This is a genomic window from Curtobacterium sp. MCLR17_042 (assembly GCF_003234695.1).
GTDB classification, from domain to species: Bacteria; Actinomycetota; Actinomycetes; order Actinomycetales; family Microbacteriaceae; genus Curtobacterium; species Curtobacterium flaccumfaciens.
In genome coordinates this window covers 76,680-102,462 of record NZ_QKTD01000012.1, presented here as the reverse complement: position 1 = coordinate 102,462, position 25,783 = coordinate 76,680, and the positions used below count along the sequence as shown (strand labels likewise).

The window sequence follows — 25,783 nt, the reverse complement described above, 5'->3', positions numbered from 1 at the left end:
CCGCCGATCCGGCGGTGTTTCGTGCTTTGGTGGCAGCCCGCTTGCCTGGTAGTGTTGGTGGCTGGCTTCCGCGTTCCCCGCCCACGGGTGGAACGCGATGCGACCAAGGGCCCCTCTACCCTGCGGTCGCGCCCACCCGTACGAGACGAGCAGGAGCAATTCATGGCGAACATCAAGTCGCAGATCAAGCGCATCAAGACCAACCTCAAGGCCACCGAGCGCAACAAGGCCTACAAGTCGGAGCTCAAGACGCACATCCGTCGTGCCAACGACGCCGTCGCCGCCGGTGACAAGGACAAGGCCGTTGCCGCCCTGGCCCTCGCGTCGAAGAAGCTCGACAAGGCCGTGAGCAAGGGTGTCATCCACAAGAACCAGGCCGCGAACCGCAAGTCGGCCATCGCGAAGAAGGTCTCGTCGCTCTGACGTCCTGACCCTTCTGGTCCGAAGGCCCCGCACCGTTGGTGCGGGGCCTTCGTCGTGCGTGGGGCGTTTGGTTCGCTTCGTGAGCAGAAACGGTCGGGTCGCGAGGGCGCACCCGACCGTTTCTGCTCACGAAGTGCCGGCCGACCGGCGCGGGACAGCCGGGAGGCCCGACTCGCCTCAGCGGGGCTCGCCGCGTCGGGCGATGGTGCGGACCATGACCTCGAGCGCGTAGTGCGCGTCGCGCGAGCCACCCTTCACCGCGGTGTCGGCCTCGGCGATGCTGATGATGGCGTTGGCCAACCCGGACTCGCTCCAGCCGGCCACGTCACGCTGCGCGCGCTGCACCTGCCACGGCGCCATGCCGAGCGCCGAGGCCGCCTGCCCGCTCGGGCCCCGGAAGGCGCTGACCTTCGCCATCGTGCGGATCTTGCTCGCGAACGCGGCGACGATCGGCACGGGTGCCTCGCCGGTGGCCAGGGCGTGCCGCAGCTCGACGATCGCCGGTGCCGACCGGCCCGCGAGGGCGATGTCGGCGACCTTGAACGCGTTCGTCTCGACGCGACCGCCGTAGTACTTGTCGACGACCTTGTCGGTGATCTCCTCGGCCTCGTCCGCCAGGAGCTGTCGGCACGCGGCGGCGAGTTCGGCGAGGTCGTCGGCGAACGCGGTCACCAGGGTGCGGACGGCGGAGGGCGCGATCCGGCGTCGTGCGGCACGGAACTCGGCGTTCACGAAGTCGATGCGGTCGGTCTCGCGCTTGAGTTCGTCGCACAGCACCTCGACCCCGCCGCCGACACCGCTGCGGATCGTGTCGAGGAGCTTCTTGCCGCGCACGCCTCCCCCGTGCCGGAGCACCAGGGTGACGTCGTCTGCGGGGGCCTGCAGGTACGAGATCGTCTCGGTGATGAAGGCGTCGGTGCACTTCTCGACGTTCGTGACCTGCACGAGTCGTGGCTCGCCGAACAGCGACGGGCTGGCGAGGGTGGCGAGGAGCCCGGGGGCGTACTGGTCGGCTTCGAGGTCGTGCACCTCGAGCGCGGGGTCCTCGCCCTGCAGCAGGTCCTTCAGCACACCGCGGGCGCGGTCGGCGAGGAACGCTTCGGGCCCCGTGATGAGCACGACGGGCGCCGGACGGATCCCCGACCAGGGCACCTGGTCGATCTTCGCTGCGGCGCGCGCGGGCTTCTTGGCGGCCATGTCGTCCTTCCGGTGGTGCCGGCCCGGACGGTGCCGGGTCGAGTGGTGCACCGTCGATCCTACGGGCGGCCGCCGACGACGAGCGCTCCGTCCACACCCGCACCTCGTCGCTGCCGGACCGGGCGAGCACCACGGTGCCGAGCTCATCGGTGCGGAGCGGCAGCGTCCCCGCGGCCTCGAGCATGCCGAGGGCCGATGCCGTCGGGTGTCCGTAGGTGTTGTCCGCGCCGACCCCGACGAGCCCGACCCGCGCCGTGAGCCCCCGGTAGAGCTGCGGGTCCTGGTCCGCCGAGCCGTGGTGCGCCACCTTCACGACGTCGATCGGCCCCACCGGCAGCTCCCCGGCGTTCCGGAGCCGACGCTGCGACGACTCCCCCAGGTCGCCGAGAAACACCCCGGTCAGGCACGCCGGACAGGAGTCTCCGTCCGCCGGTCCCGTGGCCAGCACGATGCTCGCGTCGTTGCCGGCGGCACGATCGCCGGCCAGCGGCCACACCACGCGCCAGGCGAGCGGCCCGAGGGTTCCGGAGACGCGATCATCGGCCGTTCGGACGTCGACACCGGCACGTCGGAGGTCGTCGACCACCCTTTCGTCCGACGCACGGCCGACGGGTCCGACCAGGGCGGTCTCGACGGTGCCGGTCACCGCGCCCACCGCACCGACGTGGTCGCGGTCGAAGTGCGTCAGGACGAGCAGGTCGATCCGCGTGACCCCGAGCAGGTCCAGGCACGCCCGGAGCCGTTCCTCGTCGTCGCCGGTGTCCACGAGCGCGACGGCGTCATCGCCGCGGAGCAGCACCGCGTCCCCCTGCCCGACGTCGCACGCGGCGACCGACCAGTCGCCCGGTACCGAGCCCCGGACGACGAGCACCGGAACGGTGACCGCTGCGACACCGACCACGACCACGACCCCCGCGGCGAGCAGCAGCCGGGAGCCGAGCTGCCCCCGGACCAGCACGGCGACCGCGATGCAGCCGCACACGAGCACGGCAGCGGCCACACCGAGCACTCCGGCCGGCCAGGGCGCCGAGGCGTACGGCAGGGCGGCCGCCCCGTGTGCGATGCCCCCGACGGCGGCGGCCGGGACCCACGCGACGGCCGCGAGCCCGTGCGCCCCCACCGGCCACACCGGAGCGAGGCCACACGCGGCGAGCCCGACCACCGTGACGACCGGCGCGAACGGCTCCGCCAGCAGGTTCGCCGGCACCGCGTAGGTCGGGAGCGCCGCCGACAGCGGGATCGTCACCGGCCAGCACGCCACCTGCGCCGCGACGGGGATCGCGAGTGCAGCGGCGACCGGCGGCCACACACGACGAGCCAGGAGCTCGGTGAGCGGCGGGCCGAGCACCACGATCCCGCTCGTTGCGAGCACGGACAGGGCGAACGCGAACGACCGTGCGAACCAGGGGTCGACGACGAGCATGCCGACCGCGGCGAGGGCGATGAGCGGGACGCCCCGCACCGGTCGACCGGCCAGGTGCACGACGAGCACCACGATCGCCATCACCGTCGCCCGGACGATCGAGGGGTCGGGCCGCACGAGCACGACGAACACCAGGAGCACGCCGACGGCCGCCGCGGCCCGGGGGCCTCTCGGCAGACCACAGGCGCGGCCGAGGACCACGACGAGGCCGACCACCACCGCGCAGTTCGCCCCGGACACCGCCGTCAGGTGCGTCAGCGCCGAGGTCTCCATCGCCGCCTCGGTCGTCGGGTCGAGGCCGGAGCGGTCCCCGATCGCGAGTCCGCGCAGCAGTGCCGCTCCGGGCTGCGGCAGGTCGGCAGTGGCCCGCGCGAAGGCCTGTCGGGCGGTGTCGGTGGCGCCGAGCAGTCCGTCGGGCGGCACCGACGACGGCGTGCCACGGAGGAACGCCACGAACGCGGTCGCCGATCCGGGTTCGTCCGGCTGCACGGCGGCGGTCACGGTGACCCGGGCACCGGCTGCCAGCACGGCTCCCGGTGCACCGCCGTGCTGGTCGGGAACGAGCCGGACCGGCACGCGGAGCCCGTCGAGCTCGTCGGCGCGCACGAGCGACGCGGTGACGGAGCGGTCGCCCGGCACGAGGTCGCGGGTCAGCACCGCCTCGACGTCCACGTGCCCCGCCCCCGGACCGGCGACGAGCGAACGCAGCGGTTCCGGGGCCCGCCGGGACTCCCCCACGGTGACCGACACTGCGAGCAGCGTCGCCAGGGCCCCCGCGACGAGCAGCAGCCCGGCGACGGCCACCACGACCCCGGTGCCCCGTCGCCACCGGAGCACGATGCCGCTGACGCCCGTCAGGAGCGCCGCAGCCCCGGCGACCACGGGTGCCACGTCGGGCACGCCGACGAGCAGGGCGGTCGCGATCCAGGCGACCGCCACCGGCACCGCGACCCGGATGTCGATCGCACTCGGCGCGAGCTGCACCGTCGCCCCTCAGACCCGCACACGATCGCGGAGCTCGGCGAACCGCACGTCGCCGATGCCGCTGACGTCGAGCAGGTCCTCGACCGCGGTGAACCGGCCGTGCTCGTCACGCCAGGCGATGATCCGCCCGGCCAGCCCCGGTCCGATGCCGGGCAGGGTCTCGAGCACGGCCTGGTCGGCGGTGTTCAGGTCGACGACGGCCGACCCCTCGCCCCCGGAGCTCCCAGTGCCGCTGCCGCCCCCGGCCCCGGCCCCGGCCCCGGCAGTCGGCCCGGCGGCAGCACCGTCTGCCACCGGTCCGAGCGCCTCCGGTACCTCCTGTTGCCCGACCCGCGGCACGTACAACCGCTCGCCGTCCGTCAGCACCCGGGCCAGGTTCAGCCGGTCGAGGTCGGCGTCGTCGGTGGCCCCACCGGCACGTTCGAGCGCGTCACCGACCCGGCTCGATGCCGGCAACTCGACCACACCGCTCCGCCGCACCGCCCCGAGCACGTGCACCATGACGCGCCCCGCACCCCTGACCGCGCCGACACCCGGAGCAGACGAAGCCCCGACGCCCGCACCAGCACTAGCAGGGGCCGACGGCGACGGACCGCCCGACGCCGCACCGGCCGTCGGCGCCCCACGCACGACGACCCCGCCCGTTCCTCCGGCACCCTCGCCACCACCCGACACCAACGCCCCGACGAGCACCACGACGACGGCGACCACCACCACGACCGCCGCCAGCACCACGGCGGCCCGCGGTGACAGCGCGAGACGGGACCACCAGGGTCCGGGAGACGACGGGGACGACATGCCCCGAACGCTACGGAGCCCGGCCGATCGGCCGGGCTCCGGAGGTCACACCCGTGGACGGGTGCCATGCACGCCCCCACTGTGGAGGGACGATGCTAGCGACGGTCGCTACCCCTTGATGGCGATGTTCACGAGCTTCGGCGCCCGGACGATCACCTTCACGATCTCGCGGTCGCCGATGTACCGCTGCACGTTCGCCGACGACCGTGCGAGCTGCTCGAGCTCGTCCGCCTCGATCGACTTCGACACCTCGAACGAGTCACGCACCTTGCCGTTGACCTGCACGACGGCCGTCAGGGTCTCCTGCACGAGCAGCGTCGGGTCGGCCTTCCGCCAGCCGTACGTGGCGACGGTGGCCTCGTAGCCCAGCCGCTCCCACATCTCCTCGCCGGTGTACGGCGCGAAGACGCTCAGCCCGAGCGCGATGGTCTCGACGGCCTCGCGCACGGCGGGGTCACCGGCACCGGGACCGCTGTCGATCGCCTTGCGGGTGACGTTGACCAGGTCCATCAGTCGCGCGATCACGACGTTGAACTTGAACGACTCCATCATCCCGGGGGCGTCGGCGAGGAACCGGTGCGTGACCTGGCGGAGAGCCCGGTCGCCGTCGGCCCACACGACGTCGCGTGCGGACGTGACGTCGAGCGCCAGGCGGTACGCCCGCGCCAGGAAGCGTGCGGAGGCGGACGGGGAGACGTCCTCCCAGTTGATGTCGTCCTCGGGCGGGCCGGCGAAGCCCATCACCAGGCGGATGGCGTCGACGCCGTTCGCGTCGAGCTCGTCACCGAGCGAGACGCCGCCCTTCGACTTCGACATCTTCGAGCCACCGGACAGCACCATGCCCTGGTTGAGCAGTGCCGAGAACGGCTCGGTGAAGTCGAGGTAGCCGAGGTCGAACAGGACCTTCGTGACGAAGCGGGCGTAGAGCAGGTGCAGGATCGCGTGCTCGATGCCGCCGATGTACTGGTCGACCGGAGCCCAGCGGCGTGCGGCTGCCGGGTCGAACGCCTGCGTGTCGTCGTTCGCCGACAGGAACCGCAGGAAGTACCACGACGAGTCGACGAAGGTGTCCATCGTGTCCGTGTCGCGCAGCGCGGGCGTGCCGTCGACGGGGTTCGGGACGTTCACCCAGTCGGTCGCGCCACCGAGCGGGGACGTGCCCTTCGGCTTGAGGTCGAGCCCCTCGGTGTCGGGCAGCACGATCGGCAGCTGGTCCTCGGGCACCGGGTGCTCGGTACCGTCGGCGCCGTGGATGATCGGGATCGGGGTGCCCCAGAAGCGCTGGCGCGAGATGAGCCAGTCGCGCAGGCGGTAGGTCTTGGCGGCACGGCCGGTGCCGCGCTCCTCGAGCAGCGCGATGGCAGCGGTGATGGCGTGCTGCTTCGACATGCCGTCGAGCGGCCCGGAGTTGATCATCCGGCCCTGACCGGTCAGCGCTTCGCCGGTGGCGACCGGGTCGAGGGTCGGCACGTCGAAGTCGTCGAGCGTCGCGCCCTCGGGGATGACCGGGATCGCCCCGGTGACGGCGGCGTTCGTGTCGACGACCACCTTGACGGGCAGGTCGAACGCCCGCGCGAAGTCGAGGTCGCGCTGGTCGTGCGCGGGCACGGCCATCACGGCGCCGTGGCCGTAGTCGGCGAGCACGTAGTCGGCGGCCCAGATGGGCAGGCGCTCCCCCGTGAGCGGGTGGATCGCGGACCGGCCGAGCGGCACGCCGGTCTTCGGGCGGTCGGCGTTCTGCCGGTCGATCTCGGACGTCTTCTGCGTCGCCGTCAGGTAGGCGTCGAAGTCGTCACGGACGGAGGCCGGCACCGACGGGTCGGCGACCAGCTCAGCCGCCAGGTCGGAGTCCGGCGCGACGACCAGGAACGTCGCCCCGTGGATCGTGTCCGGGCGGGTGGTGAAGACCGTGACGGGCTCGTCGCGGCCCTCGATCACGAAGTCGACGTCGGCACCGACCGAGCGGCCGATCCAGTTGCGCTGCTGCGCGATGACCTTCGCCGGCCACCGCCCCTCGAGCTGGTTCAGGTCGTCGAGCAGCCGGTCTGCGTACTCGGTGATCTTGAAGTACCACTGCGTGAGCTTCTTCTTCACGACGACGGCGCCGGAGCGGTCCGAGGTGCCGTCGGGCAGGACCTGCTCGTTCGCGAGCACGGTCTGGTCCACCGGGTCCCAGTTGACCCAGCTGTCCTTGCGGTACGCCAGGCCCTTCTCGTACATCTTCAGGAACAGCCACTGGTTCCACTTGTAGTACTCGGGGTCCGAGGTGTGGATCTCGGTGGTCCAGTCGAACGACGGCGCGTAGCGCTTGAAGGACGCCTTCTGCTGCTCGATGTTCGCGTAGGTCCAGTCCTTCGGGTCCACCCCGCGCTTGATCGCCGCGTTCTCGGCGGGCAGCCCGAAGGAGTCCCAACCGATCGGGTGCAGCACGTTGAAGCCCTGCTGACGCCAGTAGCGCGCGACGAAGTCCCCGAGCGCCCAGTTCTCGGCGTGCCCCATGTGCAGGTCGCCGGACGGGTACGGGAACATCTCGAGGATGTACTTGCGCGGACGGGTGTCGTCGAGGTCGGTGGTGAAGAGCCCGAGCTCTTCCCAGCGGGGCTGCCACTTCTCCTGGATACGACGGAAGTCGTAGGCGTTCGGGTCCTCGGCGTGCTGCTCGGTGGTCACGGTCGTCAACGATACAAGCCGGGAGGCCCGTCCCGCGTCCGCCTGTCGGCTCACCCGGCGAGCAGGCGTCCGTCCCGCATCCGCAGGGTGCGGTCGACCAGGTCCGGCGCCACCGGGACGTGCGAGACGATGACGACCGTCCGGCCCGCTGCGCGGGCCGTGGTGACGAGGTCGCGCAGCACGGTGTCCCCGAGGTCCGGGTCGACGTCGGCGGTCGGTTCGTCGAGCACCAGCACCGGGAACGCGTGCAGCAGTGCGCGGGCGAGCGCGAGCCGGTGCGCCTGGCCGCCGGACACGAGCACGCCGCGTTCCCCGACCGAGGCGTCGAGTCCGCCCCGCCGGACGACCCAGTCCCCCAGGCCGACCCGGTCGAGCACGGCGAACAGTTCGTCGTCGGTCGCGGTCTCGCGGGCGAAGAGCAGGTTCTGCCGCACCGACTGGTCGAACACGAACGGGTCCTGTTCGATCAGGCCGACCCGGGCCCGCACCGCGTCGGGGTGCATCGCCTTCGCCTCGACGCCGTCGAGCGTGTAGGAGCCCTCGTGCTCCACGAACCGGACGAGCGCGTCGACCAGCGTCGACTTGCCGGCACCGCTCGGCCCCTCGAGCACGACGACCTCACCGGGTGCGAGCGTGAACGAGACCCCGTCGACCGCGGGCTCGGCAGCACCGGGCCAGCGGACGGTCAGGTCCTGTACGGCGAGCGTGACCGGCCCCTCGACCACGAGCGACGCCGGGTCGGCGTCCTCGTCGGGCTCGGGGACGATGCCGACGGGCACCTCGGCGGGCACGACCTGCTCGACCCGTTCGGCCGCAGCACGCACCCGGCGGAGCGTCAGGACGGCGAGCGGGACGGTCCCGACGACCTCGAAGAGCGCCAGCGGCACGAAGACCGCCAGGGCCCAGAGCGGACCGTCGAGCGCACCGGACACCACCGCGGGGGCACCGACGGCGAGGACCCCGATCACCGCACCGCCACCGACCAGGCCGACCAGGGCACCGACGAGCGACTCGACCGTGCCACGGCGCCGGACGGCCCGGGTGACGCGCGCATCGAGCCGAGCGATGTGCGCGAGCCGCTCGTCGAGGGTGCCGTACGCGGCGAAGACGTCGAGCGTCCGGACGGTGTCGAGCACGAGGTCCGCGACGCGACCCCGGTCGGCGGCGGTCTCGCGGTCCGAGCGCTCGGCGATCGACCGGGTGACAATCGTGCCGACCAGGGCCGCGACCGCCAGCGCGAGGACGAGCACCAGCGCCGCCGGCACCGACACGAGCGCCACGGCGACGACCGACAGCACCGCGACGACCCCCGCGGAGACGAGCGGCCCGACCACGCGGATCGGCAGGTCCTGCAGCCGGTCGGTGTCGGTCACCAGGCGCGTCATGAGGTCACCGCGTCCGGTCCGCCCGAGCCCCGCGGGCGCGATCGACGCCAGCCGCCGGTACATCTCCGTCCGCACCACGGCCAGTTGCCGGAAGGACGCGTCGTGCCCGGCGAGCCGGTCGACGTACCGCAGCACGGCACGCCCCAGCGCGAAGGCACGCACGCCGACCATCACGAGCGTCAGGTACAGGATCGGCGGGTGCTCGGCGGCACGGGTGATCAGGTAGCCGCTCGCGGCGAGGAGCGCGACGGCGCAGACCGCGCTGAGCGACCCGGCGGCGACCGCCTTCGCCCAACCCGACCCGTGCGGCATCGCGAGCCGTAGGACGGAGCCGCCACGGGCCTCCCGGCTCATGCGCGCACCCCCCTGCGGACCGTCACGGACCCGCCGGCGCCGACGTCCACGCGGACGTCGGCCGCGGCGACGACCGCAGGTCGGTGGCTGGCGACCACGACGACGGCGCCGTCGGCCGCCAGGCCTCGGGCTGCCGCGATGACGCGTTCCTCGGACTCGGCGTCCAGCGCGGACGTCGGCTCGTCGAGCAGCACGAGGGGCGTGGCGGCGCGGCGCGCGCGGTACAGCGCGCGTGCGACGGCGACACGCTGGGCCTGGCCGCCGGACAGTCCGCTGCCACCGGCGCCGACCGGGAGGCCCGGGTCGAGTCCCAGCCCCGCGTCGCCCAGGGCGGTGCGCACGTCGGCGTCGTCGGGGGTCGCGCTGAGCGCGACGTTCTCGGCGATCGTCCCGCGGACGAGACGCGGCCGCTGGTCGGCCCAGGTGGTGCGCTCGGCGACGGACGCGCCGGCCGGGCCGGGCACGGTGACGGCACCGTCGTGCGGCAGGACACCGCGGAGTGCGGCGATGATGCTCGACTTGCCGGAACCGCTCGGGCCGGCCAGCACGACGACGGTGCCGGGCTCGGCGTGCAGGTCGAACGGTCCGATCACGACGTCGGGTCGGCGGACGGTGAGCCCGCGGACGTCCAGGGCGGATGCAGGTGCTGCGGGGTCCGTGTCGGTCCCGCAGCCGCCGCTGCTGCCCGTCGCGGACGGTGATGCGGTCTCGTCGTCGGCCAGCACGTCGAGCACCGCGGCCGAGGCCTCGACGCCGTCCTGGGCGGCGTGGAAGTCGGCGCCGACCTGGCGGATGGGAGCGAAGGCCTCCGGTGCCAGCACGAGCACGAACATCGCGGCCCCGAGGCCGAGCGAGCCGTCCACCAGGCGGATGCCGATCGAGACGGCGACCAGTGCGACGGACAGGCTCGCGGCGAGCTCGAGCGCGAAGCCGCTCACGAACGACAGCCGGAGCACGCCGATCGTGCCCCGGCGGTACTCGTCGGTGACCGCCCCGATGCGACCGACCTGGCGGCGGGCACGGCCGAACACCTTGAGCGTGGCGAGCCCCTCGACGGCCTCGGTGAAGGCGCCACCCAGCTTCGCGAGGGCGTCCGACTGCTTCCGCTGCAGCGACTGCGTCGCCAGGCCGATCAGGATCATGAAGACCGGGATCACCGGCAGGGCGAACAGGATGATCAGCCCGCTGGTCAGGTCGCCCAGGCCGATCGCGACCAGGAGCATCGGCGTCGCGATCGCGGTGAGCGCGAGCTGCGGCAGGTACCGGCCGAAGTAGGCGTCGAGTGCGTCGAGCCCGGGGCCGAGCGTGGTGGCGAAGCCGGCGCTCGACCGGCCGGCGAGCCACGACGGACCGCGCTCGGCGGCGCGGGCGAGCACCGTCGTGCGCATCTCGCTCTTCACCTTCGCCGCTGCGCGTGCCGCCAGGTCGTCGGTCGCCCACGCGGCCACCGCACGCAGGGCCAACGCCCCGCCGAGCAACGCGAGCGCCTGCCCGAACGCCGCCGGCACCCTGCCGTCGCCGACGGCGTCGACCCCGAGGGTGACGGCCGCGGCGATCCCCCACGCGATCGCGATGGTCGCGAGCGTGCGGAGGACACCGGTGCCGGCGGCAGCGACGATGAAGCCGCGCGCCGTCCGGGACAACCGCAGGAGTCGGGGGTCGAGGGGCTTCATCGTCGTCCGCCTAATGCGCGGCCGCGGTGACCTGGGCGCGGGAGACGCGCTTGCGGAACACCCAGTAGGTCCAGGCCTGGTACGCGAAGACCAGGGGCACGAAGATCAGCGCGACCCAGCTCATCACGGTCAGCGTGTACGACCCGGACGAGGCGTTGTACACGTTCAGGCTGTTCGCGACGTCGTTCGAGGCCGGCATCACGTCGGGGAAGATCGCCGTGAACATCGCGAGCACGATCGCGGCGATGGTGACCGCCATCAGGGTGAAGGCACGCCCCTCCTTGCCCCAGGCGTTGCAGAGCACCGCGAGCACCAGGGTGAGGGCGGCGACCACGGAGAGCACCAGCGAGGCCGGGGTGGCCCGGACGAAGGCCATCGACACCAGGAACGCGGCGCCGACGACGATCGTGACGATGCCGGCCCGGGTCGCCAGACGCTTGGCGCGGACGCGGATGTCGCCCTCGGTCTTCAGTGCGACGAAGACGACCCCGTGGGTGAAGAACACCAGCAGCGTGGCGGCACCGGTCAGCAGCGCGAACGGGTTGAGCAGGTCGAAGATCGTGCCGGTGTAGTTGTGCCCGGCGTCCATCGGGATGCCACGGACGACGTTGCCGAACGCGACGCCCCACAGGAACGACGGCACGGCACTGCCGACGATGATCATCAGGTCGAAGCGGCGCTTCCACTCGAGGTGCTTGTTCTGGTGCCGGTACTCGAACGACACCCCTCGCAGGATGAGTGCAGCGAGGATGAGCAGCAGCGCCAGGTAGAACCCGGAGAACATCGTGGCGTACCACTCCGGGAACGCCGCGAACAGGCACGCCCCGGCGACGATGACCCAGGTCTCGTTGAGGTCCCAGACCGGGCCGATGGTGTTGATCAGGACCCGACGGTCGGTGTCGTCCTTGCCGAGGAACGGCAGGGACATGCCGACACCGAAGTCGAATCCGTCGAGGACGAAGTAGCCGACGAAGAAGACGCCGACGATCGCGAACCAGAGAACGGGGAGATCCATCAGGCAGCGTCCATTTCTAGTAGACCGTCACTTCGTGCTTGACCTCGCCGGTCTCCTCGTCGACCTCGTCCGGGTCGGCGGGCCCCTCTTGCGCGACCTTCTTGATGAGCTTGAACTCGACGACGGCCAGCGAGCCGTAGATCAGGGTGAAGACCAGCAGCGAGATGAGGACCTCGAGCCCGGTCACGTTCGGCGACACACCGTCCTTCGTCTGGAGCAGTCCGAACACGAGCCACGGCTGACGGCCCATCTCGGTGAAGACCCAGCCGACGATCATCGCGGCCATCGGCAGCGGCACCGTCCAGGTGGCGATGCGCCACACCCAGCGCTGCGTCGGGAACCGGCCCTTGCGGGTCAGCCACAGCCCGACCAGCGAGACCATGACCGCGCCGACACCGAGGGCGATCATCCAGCGGAACGACCAGTAGGTGACCCAGATGATCGGCTTGTAGTCGCCGGGGCCGTACACCTGCGTGTACTGCGCCTGCAGGTCGTTGATGCCCTCGACCGTGCCGTTGAACGTGTGCGTCGACAGGAACGACAGCAGGTACGGCACCCGGATCGAGAACAGCTCGTGCACACCGTCGGGGGTGCCGAGCGTGAAGATCGAGAACGAGGCGTCCTTGCCGGTCGCGGTGTTGTACAGCGCCTCGGCCGCCGCCATCTTCATCGGCTGCGTGTCGACCATCGTCAGGCCGAGCTGGTCGCCGGTCAGGACGGTCAGCGCGCCGGCCGCGAGCATGGTCCACATGCCGAACTTCAGTGCCGGCAGCATCGTCTCGAGGTTCTGGTTGCGGGCCAGGTGGTAGGCCGCGACCGAGATGATGACCGCCGCGGCGACCATGAAGCAGGCGAAGAGCGTGTGCGGGAACGCGGCCAGGGCGACCTTGTTGCCGAGCACCGCCCAGATGTCGGTGAGCTCCGCACGACCCTTGGCCTCGTTCATCGCGAAGCCGACCGGGTGCTGCATGAACGCGTTCGCGGCGATGATGAAGTACGCCGACATGATCGTGCCCGCGCTCACACACCAGATGCTCGCCAGGTGCAGGCCCTTCGGCAGCCGGTCCCAGCCGAAGATCCAGATCCCGATGAAGGCCGCTTCGAAGAAGAACGCCAGGATCCCCTCGAGCGCGAGCGGTGCGCCGAAGACGTCGCCGACGAAGCGCGAGTAGTTCGACCAGTTCATGCCGAACTGGAACTCCTGCACGATGCCCGTCACGACACCCATCGCGAAGTTGATCAGGAAGATCCGCCCGAAGAACCGCGTCAGCTGCAGGTAGTGCGCGCGGCCGGTCCGGTACCAGGCGGTCTGGAACACGGCCACCACGGCTGCCATGCCGATCGTCAGCGGGACGAAGAGGAAGTGGTAGATGGTCGTCAGACCGAACTGCCACCGCGACAGGAGGAGCGGATCGAGGAGGTCGTTCATGCGGCGATTCCGAGACGGGTGGCCGCGCGCTGTTCGTGCACGTCAGTTGCTTCCTGTGGAACGGATACATCAGGTGTCACAGCCCTTGGGACACCCCAACGCTATCGCGCTGCATCGCACTTCGACAAGTTGTAGAACGAGTCCGTGCACAAACGTGCACAGCCCCTGCACGGCACAACCGTGCGGCACGGATGTTCGCGCTGCCTGCTCCACGAACGACGACAGGCGCCGGGTGGACACCCGACGCCTGTCGCTTTGTTCGCAGGGCTGTGGTTACAGCAGACCCTCGGCCTTGAGCCAGTCCTCGGCGATGGTGGACGCCTTCTCCTTGTCGGCCGTGCTCTTGGTGTTGAGCTCGATCAGGGCGTCGGTCGTGAGCTTCTCGTTGACCGAGTCGATCGCGTCCGCAGCCTTCTCGTTGACCTTCTTCGAGACGACCGGCACAACGTTCTGCGGCAGGATCAGGTTCTCCGGGTCCTGCAGCGTGACGAAGCCGTTCGCCTTGATGCTCGGGTCAGCGGTGTAGATGTCGGCCAGCTGGACGGTGTCGTCCTTGAGCGCCTTGACGGTCAGGGCACCGCCGCCGTCCTCGATCGCCTTGAAGTCGACGTCGACGCCGTAGACCGACTTGAGCCCCTTCGGGCCGTACGGCCGCGTCTGGTTCTCGGAGTTGGCCCCCACGGTGAGCTTCTCGTCGACGTTCTTCAGGTCGGCCAGGCTCGTGACGTCGTTGTCCTCGGAGAACTTCTTCGTGACGGTGTAGCTGTCCTGGTCGGTCGCGTCGGCCTCGTCGAGGACCCGGAGGCCCTTCGGCAGGGCCTTGTCGAGCCCGTCGTCGATCTGGTCGGCGGTCTTGGCGTCCGAGTCCTTGTCGAAGTACTGCAGCAGGTTGCCGCTGTACTCGGGCATGACGTCGATGGCGCCCTTCTCGAGCTGCGGGATGTAGACCTCACGCTGCCCGATGTTGAAGTTGCGCTTCACGTCGAAGCCGTCCTTCTCGAGGACCTGGGCGTACAGCTCGGCGATGATCTCGTTCGAGTAGTACTGCTGCGAGCCGACGACGATGGTCTTCGAGTCGGACGAGTCGCTGGAACCGCTGTCGAGCGGGTCGCTCGACGCGCAGCCGGCGAGGGCGGCGACGACGCCGACCGCCATCGCGGCGGCGACACCGGCGCGGATCTTGGGTGCTGTGATCACGAGGGATTTCCTTCCGGGAGTGGATTGCGGGCTCGCTCACGCGACCCCTGACGCTGTCGGGCCGACGGGTCCGCGGTGCCCTTCGGCACCGCCGCCCGCTGCAGCACGGCGAACACGATCTCGAACGCGATCGCGAGGGCGATCACGAGGATGGAGGCGCCGAGCATCTCGGCGTAGTCCTGGGTCTTCAGGCCGAGGAAGAAGTAGCCGCCGAGGCCACCGGCCCCGACGTACGCGGCGAGCGTGGCCGTCGCGACGACCTGCAGCACCGCGGCGCGGACGCCACCGATCAGCAGCGGGAGCCCGAGCGGGATCTCGACCTTCCACAGGATCTGCCAGCCGGTCATGCCCTGGGCCTTCGCGGCGTCGACGACCCCCGGGTCGACGGACTCGATGCCGGAGTACGCACCGGCGAGCACCGACGGGATCGCCAGGATGACGAGGGCGAGCAAGGGAGCCTGCAGCCCGATGCCGAGCAGCAGCCCGAACAGCGAGAGCACGCCGAGCGTCGGGAGCGCCCGCACTCCGCCGGACACCGCGATCGAGAAGCCACGAGCACGGCGGGTGTGGCCGATCGCGTACCCGACCGGCACGGCGATGACCGCGGCGATGAGCACCGCGAGCAGGGTGATCCAGACGTGCTCCCAGACGCGCGTGGGGATGCCGTTGTACCCGCCGTAGTTCGTGGGGTCGAACACCCACGCGAAGGCCTGACCGATGATCACGAGGAGACCTCCGCTGCTTGCAGGACTCGGCGAGCCTGTCTGCGTGACACCGAGTTCGTCCCGGTCCACGGCATCACCAGGCGCCCGAGCAGCACGAGGAGGCCGTCGAGGGCGAAGGCGAGCACGAGCACCATCACGATACCGGAGAGGATCTCCTCGTAGATCCCGCGCCCCAGGCCGTCGGTGAACAGCAGGCCGAGACTCGGGATGCCGAGGACCGCCCCGACGGTGGTCAGCGAGATCGTGGAGACCGAGACCACCCGGAGCCCGGCCAGCAGGACCGGACCGGCGAGCGGGAGCTCAACACGGAAGAACCGCTGCGCCGGCGAGTAGCCCATGGCGGTCGAGGCGGACTTGGTCTCGGAGTCGACCGAGGTCAGCCCGTCGACCGTGGAACGGACCATCAGGGCGAGGCCGTACAGCGTCAGACCGATGACGACGTTGATCGGGCTCTGCAGGCCGGTGCCGATGATGCTCGGCAGCGCCACGAACAGGGCGAGCGACGGGATGGCGTAGAGCAGACCGGCGAGGGTCACGATGCTGCTGCCCACACCCGACGCGAAGCGCGACCCACCGGGTCGCTGCAGCCGGACCACCAGCCACCCGATCGGGATCGACAGCAGGAAGGCGACGATGATCGGCGGGATCGCGATCGCGAGGTGGGAGACCGTGTTGTCCCAGATCGTGTCGAGGTTCGCCAGCACCCACTTCACCGGGTGCCCCCACCCTGCGCCGGGGCACCCGGTGCGTCGTGGGACGCTCCGGCCTCTGCTGCTCGGGAGTCGGACTGCGGAACGGCCTCGGCGGCGTCGACGACCCCGACCGGGCCCGTCAGCACGCCGGCTGCGCGGCCTTCACCGTCGACGACGATCGGACCGGTCGGGGTCTGCTCGACGCGGAGCGCGCGGCGCCCGCGGCCGGCACCGATGAACGTGGCGACGAAGTCGTCGGCGGGTGCGGCGAGGATCTCGGCCGGCGTCCCCTGCTGGGCGATCTCGCCGCCCTTCTTGAGGATGACGACCTGGTCGCCGAGCTTGAACGCCTCGTCGATGTCGTGCGTCACGAACACGACGGTCTTGCCGAGTTCGCGCTGCAGGCGGATGAGCTCGTCCTGCAGGTCGTTCCGCACCAGCGGGTCGACGGCACCGAACGGCTCGTCCATCAGCAGGATGTTCGGGTCGACGGCCAGCCCGCGGGCCACACCGACGCGCTGCTGCTGGCCGCCGGAGAGCTGCGACGGGTAGCGGTCGGCGAAGGCACGGTCGAGTCCGACGGTGTCCATGAGCTCGAGGGCGCGCTTGCGAGCGTCGGCCTTGGAGACGCCGGTCAGCAGCGGGACGGTCGCGATGTTGTCGACGACCTTTCGGTGCGGCAGCAGTCCGGAGTTCTGCATGACGTACCCGATGTGGCGACGGAGCTCGACGGGGTTGATCCCGGCGACGTCCGAGCCGTCGATCTCGACGGTCCCGGAGGTTGGGTCGACCATGCGGTTGATCATGCGGAGCAGCGTGGTCTTGCCACAGCCGCTGGATCCGACGAAGACGGTGGTGGTCCGGGACGGGATGACCAGATCGAAGTGCTCGACCGCAGTCGTGCCGTCCGGGTAGGTCTTGCGCACCGAGCGGAACTCGATCATGGGGTGCCCTTCTGTTCGGAGGTAGCCCGACTCCGGATGAGAGTACCCGGGGGTGCCGACATCGGTTCGGTCGCGACGCCGCGTGACGGGTTCCGGACCACGGTTCGTTCCGCGGACACCACCGGTACTGCGCGATCCGACGGGGGACGACGACGCCCGCGCCTCGGTGTTCGGAGGCGCGGGCGGGTCGGTTCGGTCTCCGGCGTGTCGCGCCGGTCCGACGGGATCGTCAGGACGCGGCGATCACCGATTCCAGGTGCGCGCGGTTCATCCGGCGGTACTCCTCGATCAGCTCCGTGTCGGGGTGCTCGCGGTCGCGGTGCGCCCGCGCCAGCACCGCGTGGCCGGACTCGGCGAGGACGACCCACGCGCGGGTGATGCGCTCGTCGTCCGGCAGGCCGAAACGGTCGCGCATGATCTGGCCGACGGTCGCGCCGAGCGCACCCATGCGGTCCTCCGCGTCGCCCGTTCCGGTGTCCGCCGGGTCGCCGAAGCGGATGGCCCGGAAGCCGGGCTCGGTGCGGTACATCTCTGCGGTCATGTCGATGAGCGCGTCGTTGGCGTCCTGCCAGGTCTCGGCGCCGCTGGCGTCGAGCGCCTCGACGAAGCGGGAGGCGAGCCGCTGGGTGCAGCGGATCGCGAGTGCCTCGACCACGGCGATGCGGTCCGGGAAGTACCGGTAGACGGTGCCGATCGACGCCCCCGCGCGCTCGGCGACCATGGCGGTCGTGAGCCGTTCGAACCCGATCTCGTCGATCACCGCGGCTGCGGCGTCGAGGAGGCCGGCGAGGCGCGCCGAACTGCGGGCTTGGACCGGCTCGTTCCTGAGCAGTGATGATCCCCCCGGCAGAGCGTTCGTTACCTCGGTGACGAGCACGTGTTCTCCTCTTGCGCTCCAGCGCGGTTGGTTGGTGTGACGGGGACAACTTTCGCAGAACACACCTGGAACGTGGCTGCGACTCACCACTTGCGACGCACCAGTTCTGTACAGCGCGCGGGTTTCGTCAGCCGCCCGTGGGAGGATGACGCCATGCCCGACCCGACGCCCCACGAGCCGTCGTTGGCCGAGCCGCTCCTGCACCGCGCGGCCCGCATCGAGGACGCCGTCCAGGAGTTCCGCGAGCACCGTGCGCGCCGTCGCGGACTCGTCCCGACGGTGGTCCCGTACACCGGCTACGGCGCGCCCGGTTGGGTGCGCATCCTCTGCCGTGTGCTGCTGACGCGCCGCGGTCTCGCCTCCGACGTCTCCTACGCGGGCGTCCGCGGCTGGAAGAGCTTCACGAGCGTCGCCGTCGACCACGCCGAGGTCACCGTCACCGCCGGCGGGGTCTCCCACGTGGTCCAGACCGACCGTGGCGGCGTCGTCGACACCATCGTCCCGATCGACCTCGAGCCCGGCTGGCGCACCGTACGGCTGTCGGCGGGCGGCGGGCGCGACGTCGAGGCCGACGTGTTCGTCGTGCACCCGGACACCCGCTTCGGGCTGCTGTCCGACATCGACGACACCGTCATGGTGACCTCGCTCCCCCGCCCCATGCTCGCCGCCTGGAACTCGTTCGTGCTGACCGAGCACGCCCGCCGCCCCGTGCCCGGCATGTCCGTGCTGTACGAGCGGATCCTCGCGCAGCACCCCGGTTCCCCGACGGTCTACCTGTCGACCGGAGCGTGGAACGTCGCCCCGACGCTGCAGCGCTTCCTGTCGCGCAACATGTACCCGTCCGGCACGCTCCTGCTCACCGACTGGGGTCCCACCCACGACCGGTTCTTCCGCAGCGGGCAGCTGCACAAGCAGGAGAACCTGCGACGGCTCGCGAAGGACTTCCCGGACATCCGCTGGCTCCTGGTCGGCGACGACGGACAGCACGACGAGAGCCTCTACGGCGACTTCTCGCGGGAGCACCCGGACAACGTCGCCGGCGTCGCCATCCGGCAGCTGTCCACGAGCGAAGCGGTCCTGGCCGGTGGCCGGTCGCGGGCGCAGGAACGCTCCCGTGACTCGTCGGCACCCTGGGTGTACGCACCGGACGGCGCCGGCCTGTGGAGCGAACTCGCGCGGATCGGCATCATCGAGTCCGACGCCTCCGACCCGGCCTGAGCGACCCTTCATCACGATCGCCGCCCGGCAACCCCGTGGTCGACCGCGGCGCTCGGGCACCGGGTGTTCGATCGGTCCATGAGCACCGAGCCGGCCGCACCGCCCGAAGCCGCACCACACACAGCCGCACCGCACCCAGCTGCACCGACCACACCGCCGAACCGCATCGAGGACCACGCCCTGATCGGCGACACCGGCACCGCTGCCCTGGTCGGCCGCGACGGGACCATCGACTGGGCGTGCCTGCCACGCTTCGACAGCTCGTCCACCTTCGCCTCGCTGCTCGGCACCGAGGACCACGGCCACTGGACCCTGCGACCCGTCGACGACGACGCCACCGCCGAGTGGCGGTACCACGGCGACACCCTGGTGCTCTCGACCGTCTGGACCACCCGTGACGGTGTGGTCGAGGTCACCGAGTTCATGCCCGTCGGCGCGCACCGCCCCTCGATCGTCCGCCGGGTGCGCGGGCTCCGCGGCACCGTCGAGCTCCGGCAGACGCTCCGGATCCGGTTCGACTACGCACGGGCCCTGCCGTGGATCCGGCAGATCGGGGACGAGGACGAACCGGCGCTGCTCGCGACGGCGGGCCCTGGCTCGGTGATCGTCCGGGGGCCGCGGTTCCGCGCCGACGACCACCGGCACACCGCCGTCACGACGATCCACGACGGCGACGTGCTCGACACGGTGCTCACCTGGTACCCGTCGCACCGCGAGCCGCCGGAGCCGCTCGACGTCGACGCGGCTCTCGCCCACACCATCTCGTGGTGGACGGCTTGGACCGCCCCGGCGCAGACCACCGGCCGGTACGCCGACGCTGCTCGACGGTCGCTGGTGTTCCTCCGCGCGATGACCCACGGCGAGACCGGTGGCGTCGTCGCCGCCGCGACCACGGGCCTGCCGGAGGATCCCGGTGGCGAACGCAACTGGGACTACCGCTACGTGTGGCTGCGCGACGCGTCCCTCGCGCTCGCGTCGCTCATCGCCCACGGCTACCGCGACGAGGCCACGCACTGGCGCGGCTGGCTGCTGCGCGCGATCGCCGGTGACCCCGCCGACGTGCAGATCATGTACGGCATCGCCGGCGAACGCGAGCTGCCCGAACGGGAGCTGCCCGAGCTGCCCGGGTACCTCGGGTCGACACCCGTGCGCGTCGGCAACGGCGCCTCGACGCAGTACCAGGGCGACGTCTTCGGCGAGGTGCTCGCGGCACTGCACGACGCCCGCGAGCTCGGGGTCGAGGAGAACGCCGACTCCTGGGCGCTGCAGCGGGCACTGCTCGGCTACGTCGAGGAGCACTGGCAGGAGCCGGACAACGGCATCTGGGAGATGCGGGGGCCGCGGCGGAGCTTCACGCACTCGCGGGTGATGATCTGGGCCGCGTTCGACCGCGGGGTCGCCGCGGTCGAGGAGTTCGGCCTCGAGGGCCCCGTCGACCGGTGGCGCACCCTGCGCGACACGGTCCGCGCCGAGATCGAGGAGCACGGCTGGAACGCGGAGCGCGGTTCGTTCCGCCAGCACTACGACACCGACGAGGTCGACGCGAGCCTGCTCGTCCTGCCGCAGGTCGGGTTCTGCCGCGCCGACGACCCCCGGATGACGGGCACCGTGCGCGCCATCGAGGAGGACCTGCGGGTCGGCGACGACGGCCTCGTGCTCCGCTACCGCACGACGGCCGGCTTCGACGGACTGTCCGGCGCCGAGCACCCGTTCCTGGCGTGTTCGTTCTGGCTGGTGGAGCAGTACGCCGCCTCGGGTCGGGTCGAGGACGCCGAGCGACTGATGGACGTGCTCGTCGGGTACGCGAACGACGTCGGCATGCTCTCCGAGGAGATCGACGTCGCCACCGGACACCACATCGGCAACACCCCGCAGGTGCTGTCGCACCTGACGCTCGTGTCGGCAGCGGACGCCATCGAGCGCGCCCGTGGCGCGACCGTCGGGCACCGCACGCGGTTGCCCGTCCACGACGGCGGCACCCGGTCGTGGACCGGCGAGGGTGAGCGCGCCGGCTCCCCCGCCTGATGCGTCTTGCGATGCCCTGATGGCGACTCCACGACGGACGGGAGGCCCGGTGCCAGCTGGCACCGGGCCTCCCGTCCGTCAGGGCGTCCGTTCAGGACGTCGGCAGCGCGTCCGTCAGGACGACGACTCCCAGTCCGCCGGGCCGCGCGAACCGGCGCGGTACTCCTCGAGCGGGACCTCGTCGGCCTTCCACGCGGCGACGACCGGCTCCACGATCTCCCAGCAGCGCTCGGCCACGTCGCCGCGGATGGAGAGCAGCGGGTCGTCGTGGAAGATGCCGTTCAGGACCTCGCCGTACGGGGTGAGCTCGCCGTCGCTGAACGACGACGACAGGGTGACCTGGCCCATCTCGAACGGGTTGCCACCGCCGTTTGCCGACACGGTCAGCTCGATCTCGTCCGGGTTCAGGACGATGCGGAGCGTGTCCGCCTTCGGGCGACCGCTCAGACCGGAGGGCAGACGCGTGACCGGCTTGAAGGTGATCAGCACCTCTTTCCGGCTGTTGCCGAGTGCCTTGCCGGACCGCAGCGTGAACGGAACGCCCTTCCAGCGGGCCGTGTCGACCTCGACCGAGATCTCGGCGAGCGTCTCAGTGCTCCGCGACTTGTCGACGCCGTCCTCGTCCTGGTACGACGGCAGCTCCTTGCCGTCGATCGTGCCGGCCGTGTAGACGGCGCGACGCGACGCGATCTTCGGGTCGCCGCCCTTGAGCTGGGTCGAACGGAGCACCCGGGCCAGGGACGAGCGGAACTCGACCGCGTCGATGTCCGCCGGGGCGTCCATCGTCACGATGCCGAGGATCTGCAGCAGGTGCGACTGGATCATGTCCACCATCGCGCCGGCCTCGTCGTAGTACTGAGCGCGGTTCTCGAGCCCGAGGGTCTCGTCGTAGAAGACGTCGACCTTCTCGATGTTGTCGGCGTTCCAGATCGGCTCGAACAGGCGGTTCGCGAAGCGCAGACCGATGATGTTCAGGACCGTGGTGCGTCCGAGGAAGTGGTCGGTGCGGTGCACGCGCTCTTCCGGGACCAGCTTCAGCACCGTCTCGTTGAGGGCCTGGGCGCTGGCGACGTCGGTGCCGAAGGGCTTCTCGAAGGCCAGGGTCGTGCCCTCGGGGAGCTCGACGTGCTCGAGCGCCTCGCAGATGTCGGAGGCGATCTGCGGCGGGAGGGCGAAGTACAGGATCGGCTCGGAGTCGGCCGCGGCCAGGAGCGCCTCGAGGTGCTTCGGGTCGGTGGGGTCGCCCTGGATGAACTGCGTCGACTCGATGGTCGCGTCGACCTCCGGCCCCTTGACGTCCTGCGACGCGAAGGACTGCGTGACGATGTCCTTCCACTTCTCGGGACTGCGCTCGCTGCGGCCCGTGCCGATCAGCTGCACGGGGACGGCACGGCCGCTCTGCAGGAACGTGCCGAGGCCCGGCAGGAGCAGGCGGGAGGCGAGGTCGCCCGTCGCGCCGAAGATGATGAGGGTGCGCTTGTCGGTCACCTGAGGTGACTCCTTTCGCTGTGGTGGGAGGTCCGCTCCAGTCAAGTCGCGGGCGGGCCCGTTTGTTCCGGATCGGGACCGGAGATCGTCTCCTAGACGCACTTCGGGCGGCACCGTTCTGGTGCCGCCCGAAGTGTCAGGTGCGCTGCAGCGCCGGGTCAGTGCCCGAAGTTGCCGCGGTAGTACTCGTAGACCCAGCCGACCAGGGTGATCGCCACGAGGACGAGTCCGATCGGGACGATCCACAGGCCGGCGGCCACGCCGAGGAAGCACACGGCGACCGCGGCGGCCAGCAGGATCGGCCACCACGACCAGGGGCTGAAGTGCCCGAGCTCGGCGTCACCGTCCTCGATGTTGGCGTCCGGGCGGTCCTCGGGCAGGACGCCGCCCTGGGAGGCCATCACCTTGCCGAGGTAGAAGGCGATGAACGCCGACATCAGGCCGGTCAGGCCGATCGCGACGGTGCCCACCCACTCGGGTTCGCCGTAGTAGATCAGCGCCCAGATCGTGTAGGCGGCGTCCGCCAGGATGAAGAACCCGAAGAGGATCCAGAACAGGTTGGTGTTCGCGCGCATGGCGTTACTTCACCTCGCCCTTCGCGGCGTCGTAGGTCGGGGCATCGGGGGCGTCCTTCGCGGGACCCACACCGATCGGCACACCGGCCTCGGGGTGGTTCAGGTCGAAGGCCGGGGACTCCGAACGGATACGCGGGATCGACGTGAAGTTGTGGCGCGGCGGGGGGCAGGAGGTCGCCCACTCGAGCGAGCGGCCGTAGCCCCACGGGTCGTTCACAGCGACCTTCGGTGCGTTCCGGGCGGTCACGTAGACGTTGAAGATGAACGGCAGGAACGAGATCGCCAGGATCATCGAGCCGATCGTCGACAGCTGGTTCATCCAGGTGAAGCCGTCGTTCGGCAGGTAGGTCGCGTAGCGACGCGGCATGCCGATGACGCCCAGCCAGTGCTGGATGAGGAACGTGGTGTGGAACCCGATGAACAGGAGCCAGAAGTGGATCTTGCCGAGACGCTCGTTCAGCATCTTGCCGGTCCACTTCGGCCACCAGAAGTAGAAGCCGGAGAACATCGCGAACACGACGGTTCCGAAGACCACGTAGTGGAAGTGCGCGACGACGAAGTACGAGTCGGACACGTGGAAGTCGAGCGGCGGCGACGCCAGGATGACACCGGTCAGACCACCGAAGGTGAAGGTGATCAGGAAGCCGAGGGCCCAGAGCAGCGGCGTCTCGAACGTGACCGAACCGCGCCACATCGTGCCGACCCAGTTGAAGATCTTCACGCCGGTCGGGACCGCGATGAGCATCGTCATGAGCGAGAACCACGGGAGCAGGACTCCGCCGGTGACGTACATGTGGTGCGCCCACACCGTGACCGAGAGGGCCGCGATGGAGATGGTCGCGTAGACCAGGGTCTTGTACCCGAAGATCGGCTTGCGGCTGAACACCGGGAAGACCTCGGAGACGATGCCGAAGAACGGCAGCGCGATGATGTAGACCTCGGGGTGCCCGAAGAACCAGAACAGGTGCTGCCAGAGCAGGGCCCCGCCGTTGGCCGGGTTGAAGATCTGCGCGTCGAACACGCGGTCGAGCCCGAGGCCGAAGAGCGCCGTCGCGAGGACCGGGAAGGCCATCAGGACGAGGAGCGCCGTCACGAGGGTGTTCCACGTGAAGATCGACATGCGGAACATGGTCAGACCCGGGGCACGCATCGTGATGATCGTGGTGATGAAGTTCACCGCGCCGAGGATCGTCGAGAAGCCGGTCATGCCGAGCCCGAAGACCCAGAGTGTGCCGCCGAGCCCTGGTGTGAACGTCGTGTCACTCAGTGGCGCGTAGGCGAACCACCCGAACGAGGCAGCGCCCTGCGGGGTGAGGAAGCCGCCGACCGCGATGAGCGAGCCGAACAGGTAGAGCCAGAAGGCGAAGCCGTTGAGTCGCGGGAAGGCGACGTCTGGCGCACCGATCTGGAGCGGCATGATCGCGTTCGCGAAGCCCGAGAACAGCGGCGTCGCGAACATCAGCAGCATGATCGTGCCGTGCATCGTGAACAGCTGGTTGTACTGCTCCTTCGTCGCGACCACGTGCAGGCCGGGTTCGAAGAGCTGGGCACGGATCACGAGGGCCATCACACCTGCGAGCAGGAAGAAGATGAACGACGCGATCAGGTACATGTACCCGATGGTCTTGTGGTCGGTGGAGGTGATCCACCGGACGACGATGTTGCCCTTCCGACCCACCTTCGACGCCTGGAAGTCCGGCGACGAGGTCTGGGTCGGTTGGCCGACGAGTGACGTTGTCATCTGACGAGCCCCTACTTGTTCTCGCTGGACGCCTCGACCGGCGCCTTGTTGTTCGGTTCGTTGGTGTTGGTGTTGTACTCGTCACCGAGCAGACCGACCTTGCCCTGGTCCTTCAGGGTGTCGAGGTAGTCCTGGTACTGCGCCGGCGTGACGACCTTCACCTGGAAGAGCATCAGCGAGTGGTACTCACCGCAGAGCTCCGCGCACTTGCCCTGGTACGTGCCGAGCTTCTCCGGGATGAAGTACTCCCAGTTGGTCTTACCCGGGAGCATGTCCTTCTTGTAAAGGAAGTCGATGACCCAGAAGGAGTGGTCGACGTCGCGCGAGGAGAGCTCGATCGCGACCTTCTTGCCCTTCGGCAGGTAGAGGGTCGGCAGCTGCGACTCGTCGATCGCCCCGTTGGCGTTCTCTTCTTCCTGGGCCTGGATGCCCTGGTAGTAGACGCTCTCTTCGGGGTTGTCCTTGTTGATGTAGTTGAAGTCCCACGCCCAGCGCTTGCCGTACACGTGCACGGTGGCGTCCGGGTCGGCGAAGGGCTTCTCGATCGCGGCCTGATCCTTCGCGGTGAAGGCGAAGAAGCCGAGCACGAGGATCAGCGGCACGATCGTGTAGAAGATCTCGAGCGGCATGTTGTACCGCATCTGCACGGGCAGGCCGGTCTGGCCCTTCCGGCGGCGGTAGACGATCGCGGCCCAGATGATCAGGCCCCAGACGATGAGACCGACGGCGAGGAGAACGACCCAGCTGGTGGTCCACAGGCCGACGATGCGGCTCGTGTGGTTGGTGACGTTCTTCGTCTCCTCCGTGCCGGGGAGCCATCCGTTCATCTGCTGCTGCGTGCAGCCAGCCAGTGCGATGACCAGACCGACGGCCACCGGGACGGCCGCCCAACGTATACGGCGATTCGAACGCACTGTTACCTCTCGCAAAAGACGTGAGCTTCGGAGGTC

The 25,783-nt window shown here is 70.3% G+C and carries 19 protein-coding genes and 1 pseudogene; 3 read left to right on the top strand and 17 right to left on the bottom strand.

Annotation, left to right across the window (positions count from 1 at the left end; translation table 11 throughout):
• Positions 1–162: 162 nt before the first annotated feature.
• Positions 163–423 carry a 30S ribosomal protein S20 gene (gene rpsT / locus DEJ02_RS12885; RefSeq protein WP_017886662.1) on the top strand — a complete coding sequence of 87 codons (261 nt, stop codon included), beginning with the start codon at positions 163–165 and terminating at the stop codon, positions 421–423.
• A 177-nt stretch (positions 424–600) separates the two neighbouring features.
• Here rpsT and holA read toward each other — a convergent pair whose 3' ends face one another.
• From holA to DEJ02_RS12820, 13 genes and pseudogenes are all read right to left on the bottom strand, one after another.
• Positions 601–1,620, bottom strand: a complete 1,020-nt coding sequence (gene holA, locus DEJ02_RS12880; RefSeq protein ID WP_027465301.1) for a DNA polymerase III subunit delta — start codon at positions 1,618–1,620, stop codon at positions 601–603.
• Between the two features lie 622 nt (positions 1,621–2,242).
• Positions 2,243–3,466, bottom strand: a pseudogene (locus DEJ02_RS18785) (ComEC/Rec2 family competence protein); the annotation flags it as partial.
• A 570-nt stretch (positions 3,467–4,036) separates the two neighbouring features.
• A complete protein-coding gene (locus DEJ02_RS12870) occupies positions 4,037–4,825 on the bottom strand; it encodes a ComEA family DNA-binding protein (protein WP_111033342.1) in 789 nt (262 codons plus the stop codon).
• A 108-nt stretch (positions 4,826–4,933) separates the two neighbouring features.
• The gene (gene leuS / locus DEJ02_RS12865) at positions 4,934–7,495 is read right to left on the bottom strand and encodes a leucine--tRNA ligase (protein ID WP_111023137.1); all 2,562 of its coding nucleotides are present in this window, start codon (positions 7,493–7,495) and stop codon (positions 4,934–4,936) included.
• A gap of 50 nt (positions 7,496–7,545) precedes the next feature.
• A complete protein-coding gene (cydC, locus tag DEJ02_RS12860) occupies positions 7,546–9,234 on the bottom strand; it encodes a thiol reductant ABC exporter subunit CydC (protein ID WP_111033341.1) in 1,689 nt (562 codons plus the stop codon).
• A complete protein-coding gene (cydD, locus tag DEJ02_RS12855; RefSeq protein WP_111033340.1) occupies positions 9,231–10,907 on the bottom strand; it encodes a thiol reductant ABC exporter subunit CydD in 1,677 nt (558 codons plus the stop codon). The genes cydC and cydD overlap by 4 nt, the downstream gene beginning before the upstream one ends.
• 10 nt (positions 10,908–10,917) lie before the next feature.
• Positions 10,918–11,922, bottom strand: coding sequence for a cytochrome d ubiquinol oxidase subunit II (cydB, locus tag DEJ02_RS12850; RefSeq protein WP_071405715.1), 1,005 nt, complete (start codon positions 11,920–11,922; stop codon positions 10,918–10,920).
• 16 nt (positions 11,923–11,938) lie between these two features.
• Positions 11,939–13,351, bottom strand: a complete 1,413-nt coding sequence (locus tag DEJ02_RS12845; RefSeq protein ID WP_071405716.1) for a cytochrome ubiquinol oxidase subunit I — start codon at positions 13,349–13,351, stop codon at positions 11,939–11,941.
• Positions 13,352–13,624: 273 nt separating this feature from the next.
• Entirely contained in the window at positions 13,625–14,548 is a 924-nt protein-coding gene (locus DEJ02_RS12840) for an ABC transporter substrate-binding protein (RefSeq protein WP_111033339.1), read from the bottom strand.
• Entirely contained in the window at positions 14,545–15,273 is a 729-nt protein-coding gene (locus tag DEJ02_RS12835) for an ABC transporter permease (RefSeq protein WP_111033338.1), read from the bottom strand. The genes DEJ02_RS12840 and DEJ02_RS12835 overlap by 4 nt, the downstream gene beginning before the upstream one ends.
• The gene (locus DEJ02_RS12830) at positions 15,270–15,986 is read right to left on the bottom strand and encodes an ABC transporter permease (RefSeq protein ID WP_111033337.1); all 717 of its coding nucleotides are present in this window, start codon (positions 15,984–15,986) and stop codon (positions 15,270–15,272) included. Before DEJ02_RS12830 ends, DEJ02_RS12835 begins: the two co-directional genes overlap by 4 nt.
• Positions 15,983–16,909: an ABC transporter ATP-binding protein gene (locus DEJ02_RS12825; protein WP_027465271.1), complete on the bottom strand. Its 927-nt coding sequence runs from the start codon at positions 16,907–16,909 to the stop codon at positions 15,983–15,985. Before DEJ02_RS12825 ends, DEJ02_RS12830 begins: the two co-directional genes overlap by 4 nt.
• Before the next feature lie 229 nt (positions 16,910–17,138).
• Positions 17,139–17,669 (bottom strand): TetR/AcrR family transcriptional regulator, encoded by a 531-nt coding sequence (locus DEJ02_RS12820; RefSeq protein ID WP_181440354.1) that lies wholly within the window; start codon positions 17,667–17,669, stop codon positions 17,139–17,141.
• A gap of 270 nt (positions 17,670–17,939) precedes the next feature.
• Between DEJ02_RS12820 and DEJ02_RS12815 the strand changes: the two genes are divergently transcribed.
• Positions 17,940–19,004, top strand: a complete 1,065-nt coding sequence (locus tag DEJ02_RS12815) for an App1 family protein (protein ID WP_111033335.1) — start codon at positions 17,940–17,942, stop codon at positions 19,002–19,004.
• A gap of 78 nt (positions 19,005–19,082) precedes the next feature.
• Positions 19,083–21,029, top strand: coding sequence for a glycoside hydrolase family 15 protein (locus tag DEJ02_RS12810; RefSeq protein ID WP_258378731.1), 1,947 nt, complete (start codon positions 19,083–19,085; stop codon positions 21,027–21,029).
• Positions 21,030–21,143: 114 nt separating this feature from the next.
• On the opposite strand, the gene DEJ02_RS12805 is transcribed toward DEJ02_RS12810, so the two are convergent.
• From DEJ02_RS12805 to coxB, 4 genes are all read right to left on the bottom strand, one after another.
• Entirely contained in the window at positions 21,144–22,517 is a 1,374-nt protein-coding gene (locus tag DEJ02_RS12805; RefSeq protein ID WP_071405720.1) for a glucose-6-phosphate dehydrogenase, read from the bottom strand.
• A 158-nt stretch (positions 22,518–22,675) separates the two neighbouring features.
• The gene (locus tag DEJ02_RS12800) at positions 22,676–23,092 is read right to left on the bottom strand and encodes a cytochrome c oxidase subunit 4 (RefSeq protein ID WP_111030352.1); all 417 of its coding nucleotides are present in this window, start codon (positions 23,090–23,092) and stop codon (positions 22,676–22,678) included.
• A 4-nt stretch (positions 23,093–23,096) separates the two neighbouring features.
• Positions 23,097–24,833, bottom strand: coding sequence for a cytochrome c oxidase subunit I (gene ctaD, locus DEJ02_RS12795; protein ID WP_027465266.1), 1,737 nt, complete (start codon positions 24,831–24,833; stop codon positions 23,097–23,099).
• A gap of 11 nt (positions 24,834–24,844) precedes the next feature.
• Complete coding sequence (gene coxB, locus DEJ02_RS12790) at positions 24,845–25,747, bottom strand: cytochrome c oxidase subunit II (RefSeq protein ID WP_027465265.1); 903 nt, start codon at positions 25,745–25,747, stop codon at positions 24,845–24,847.
• Between the last annotated feature and the right edge of the window lie 36 nt (positions 25,748–25,783).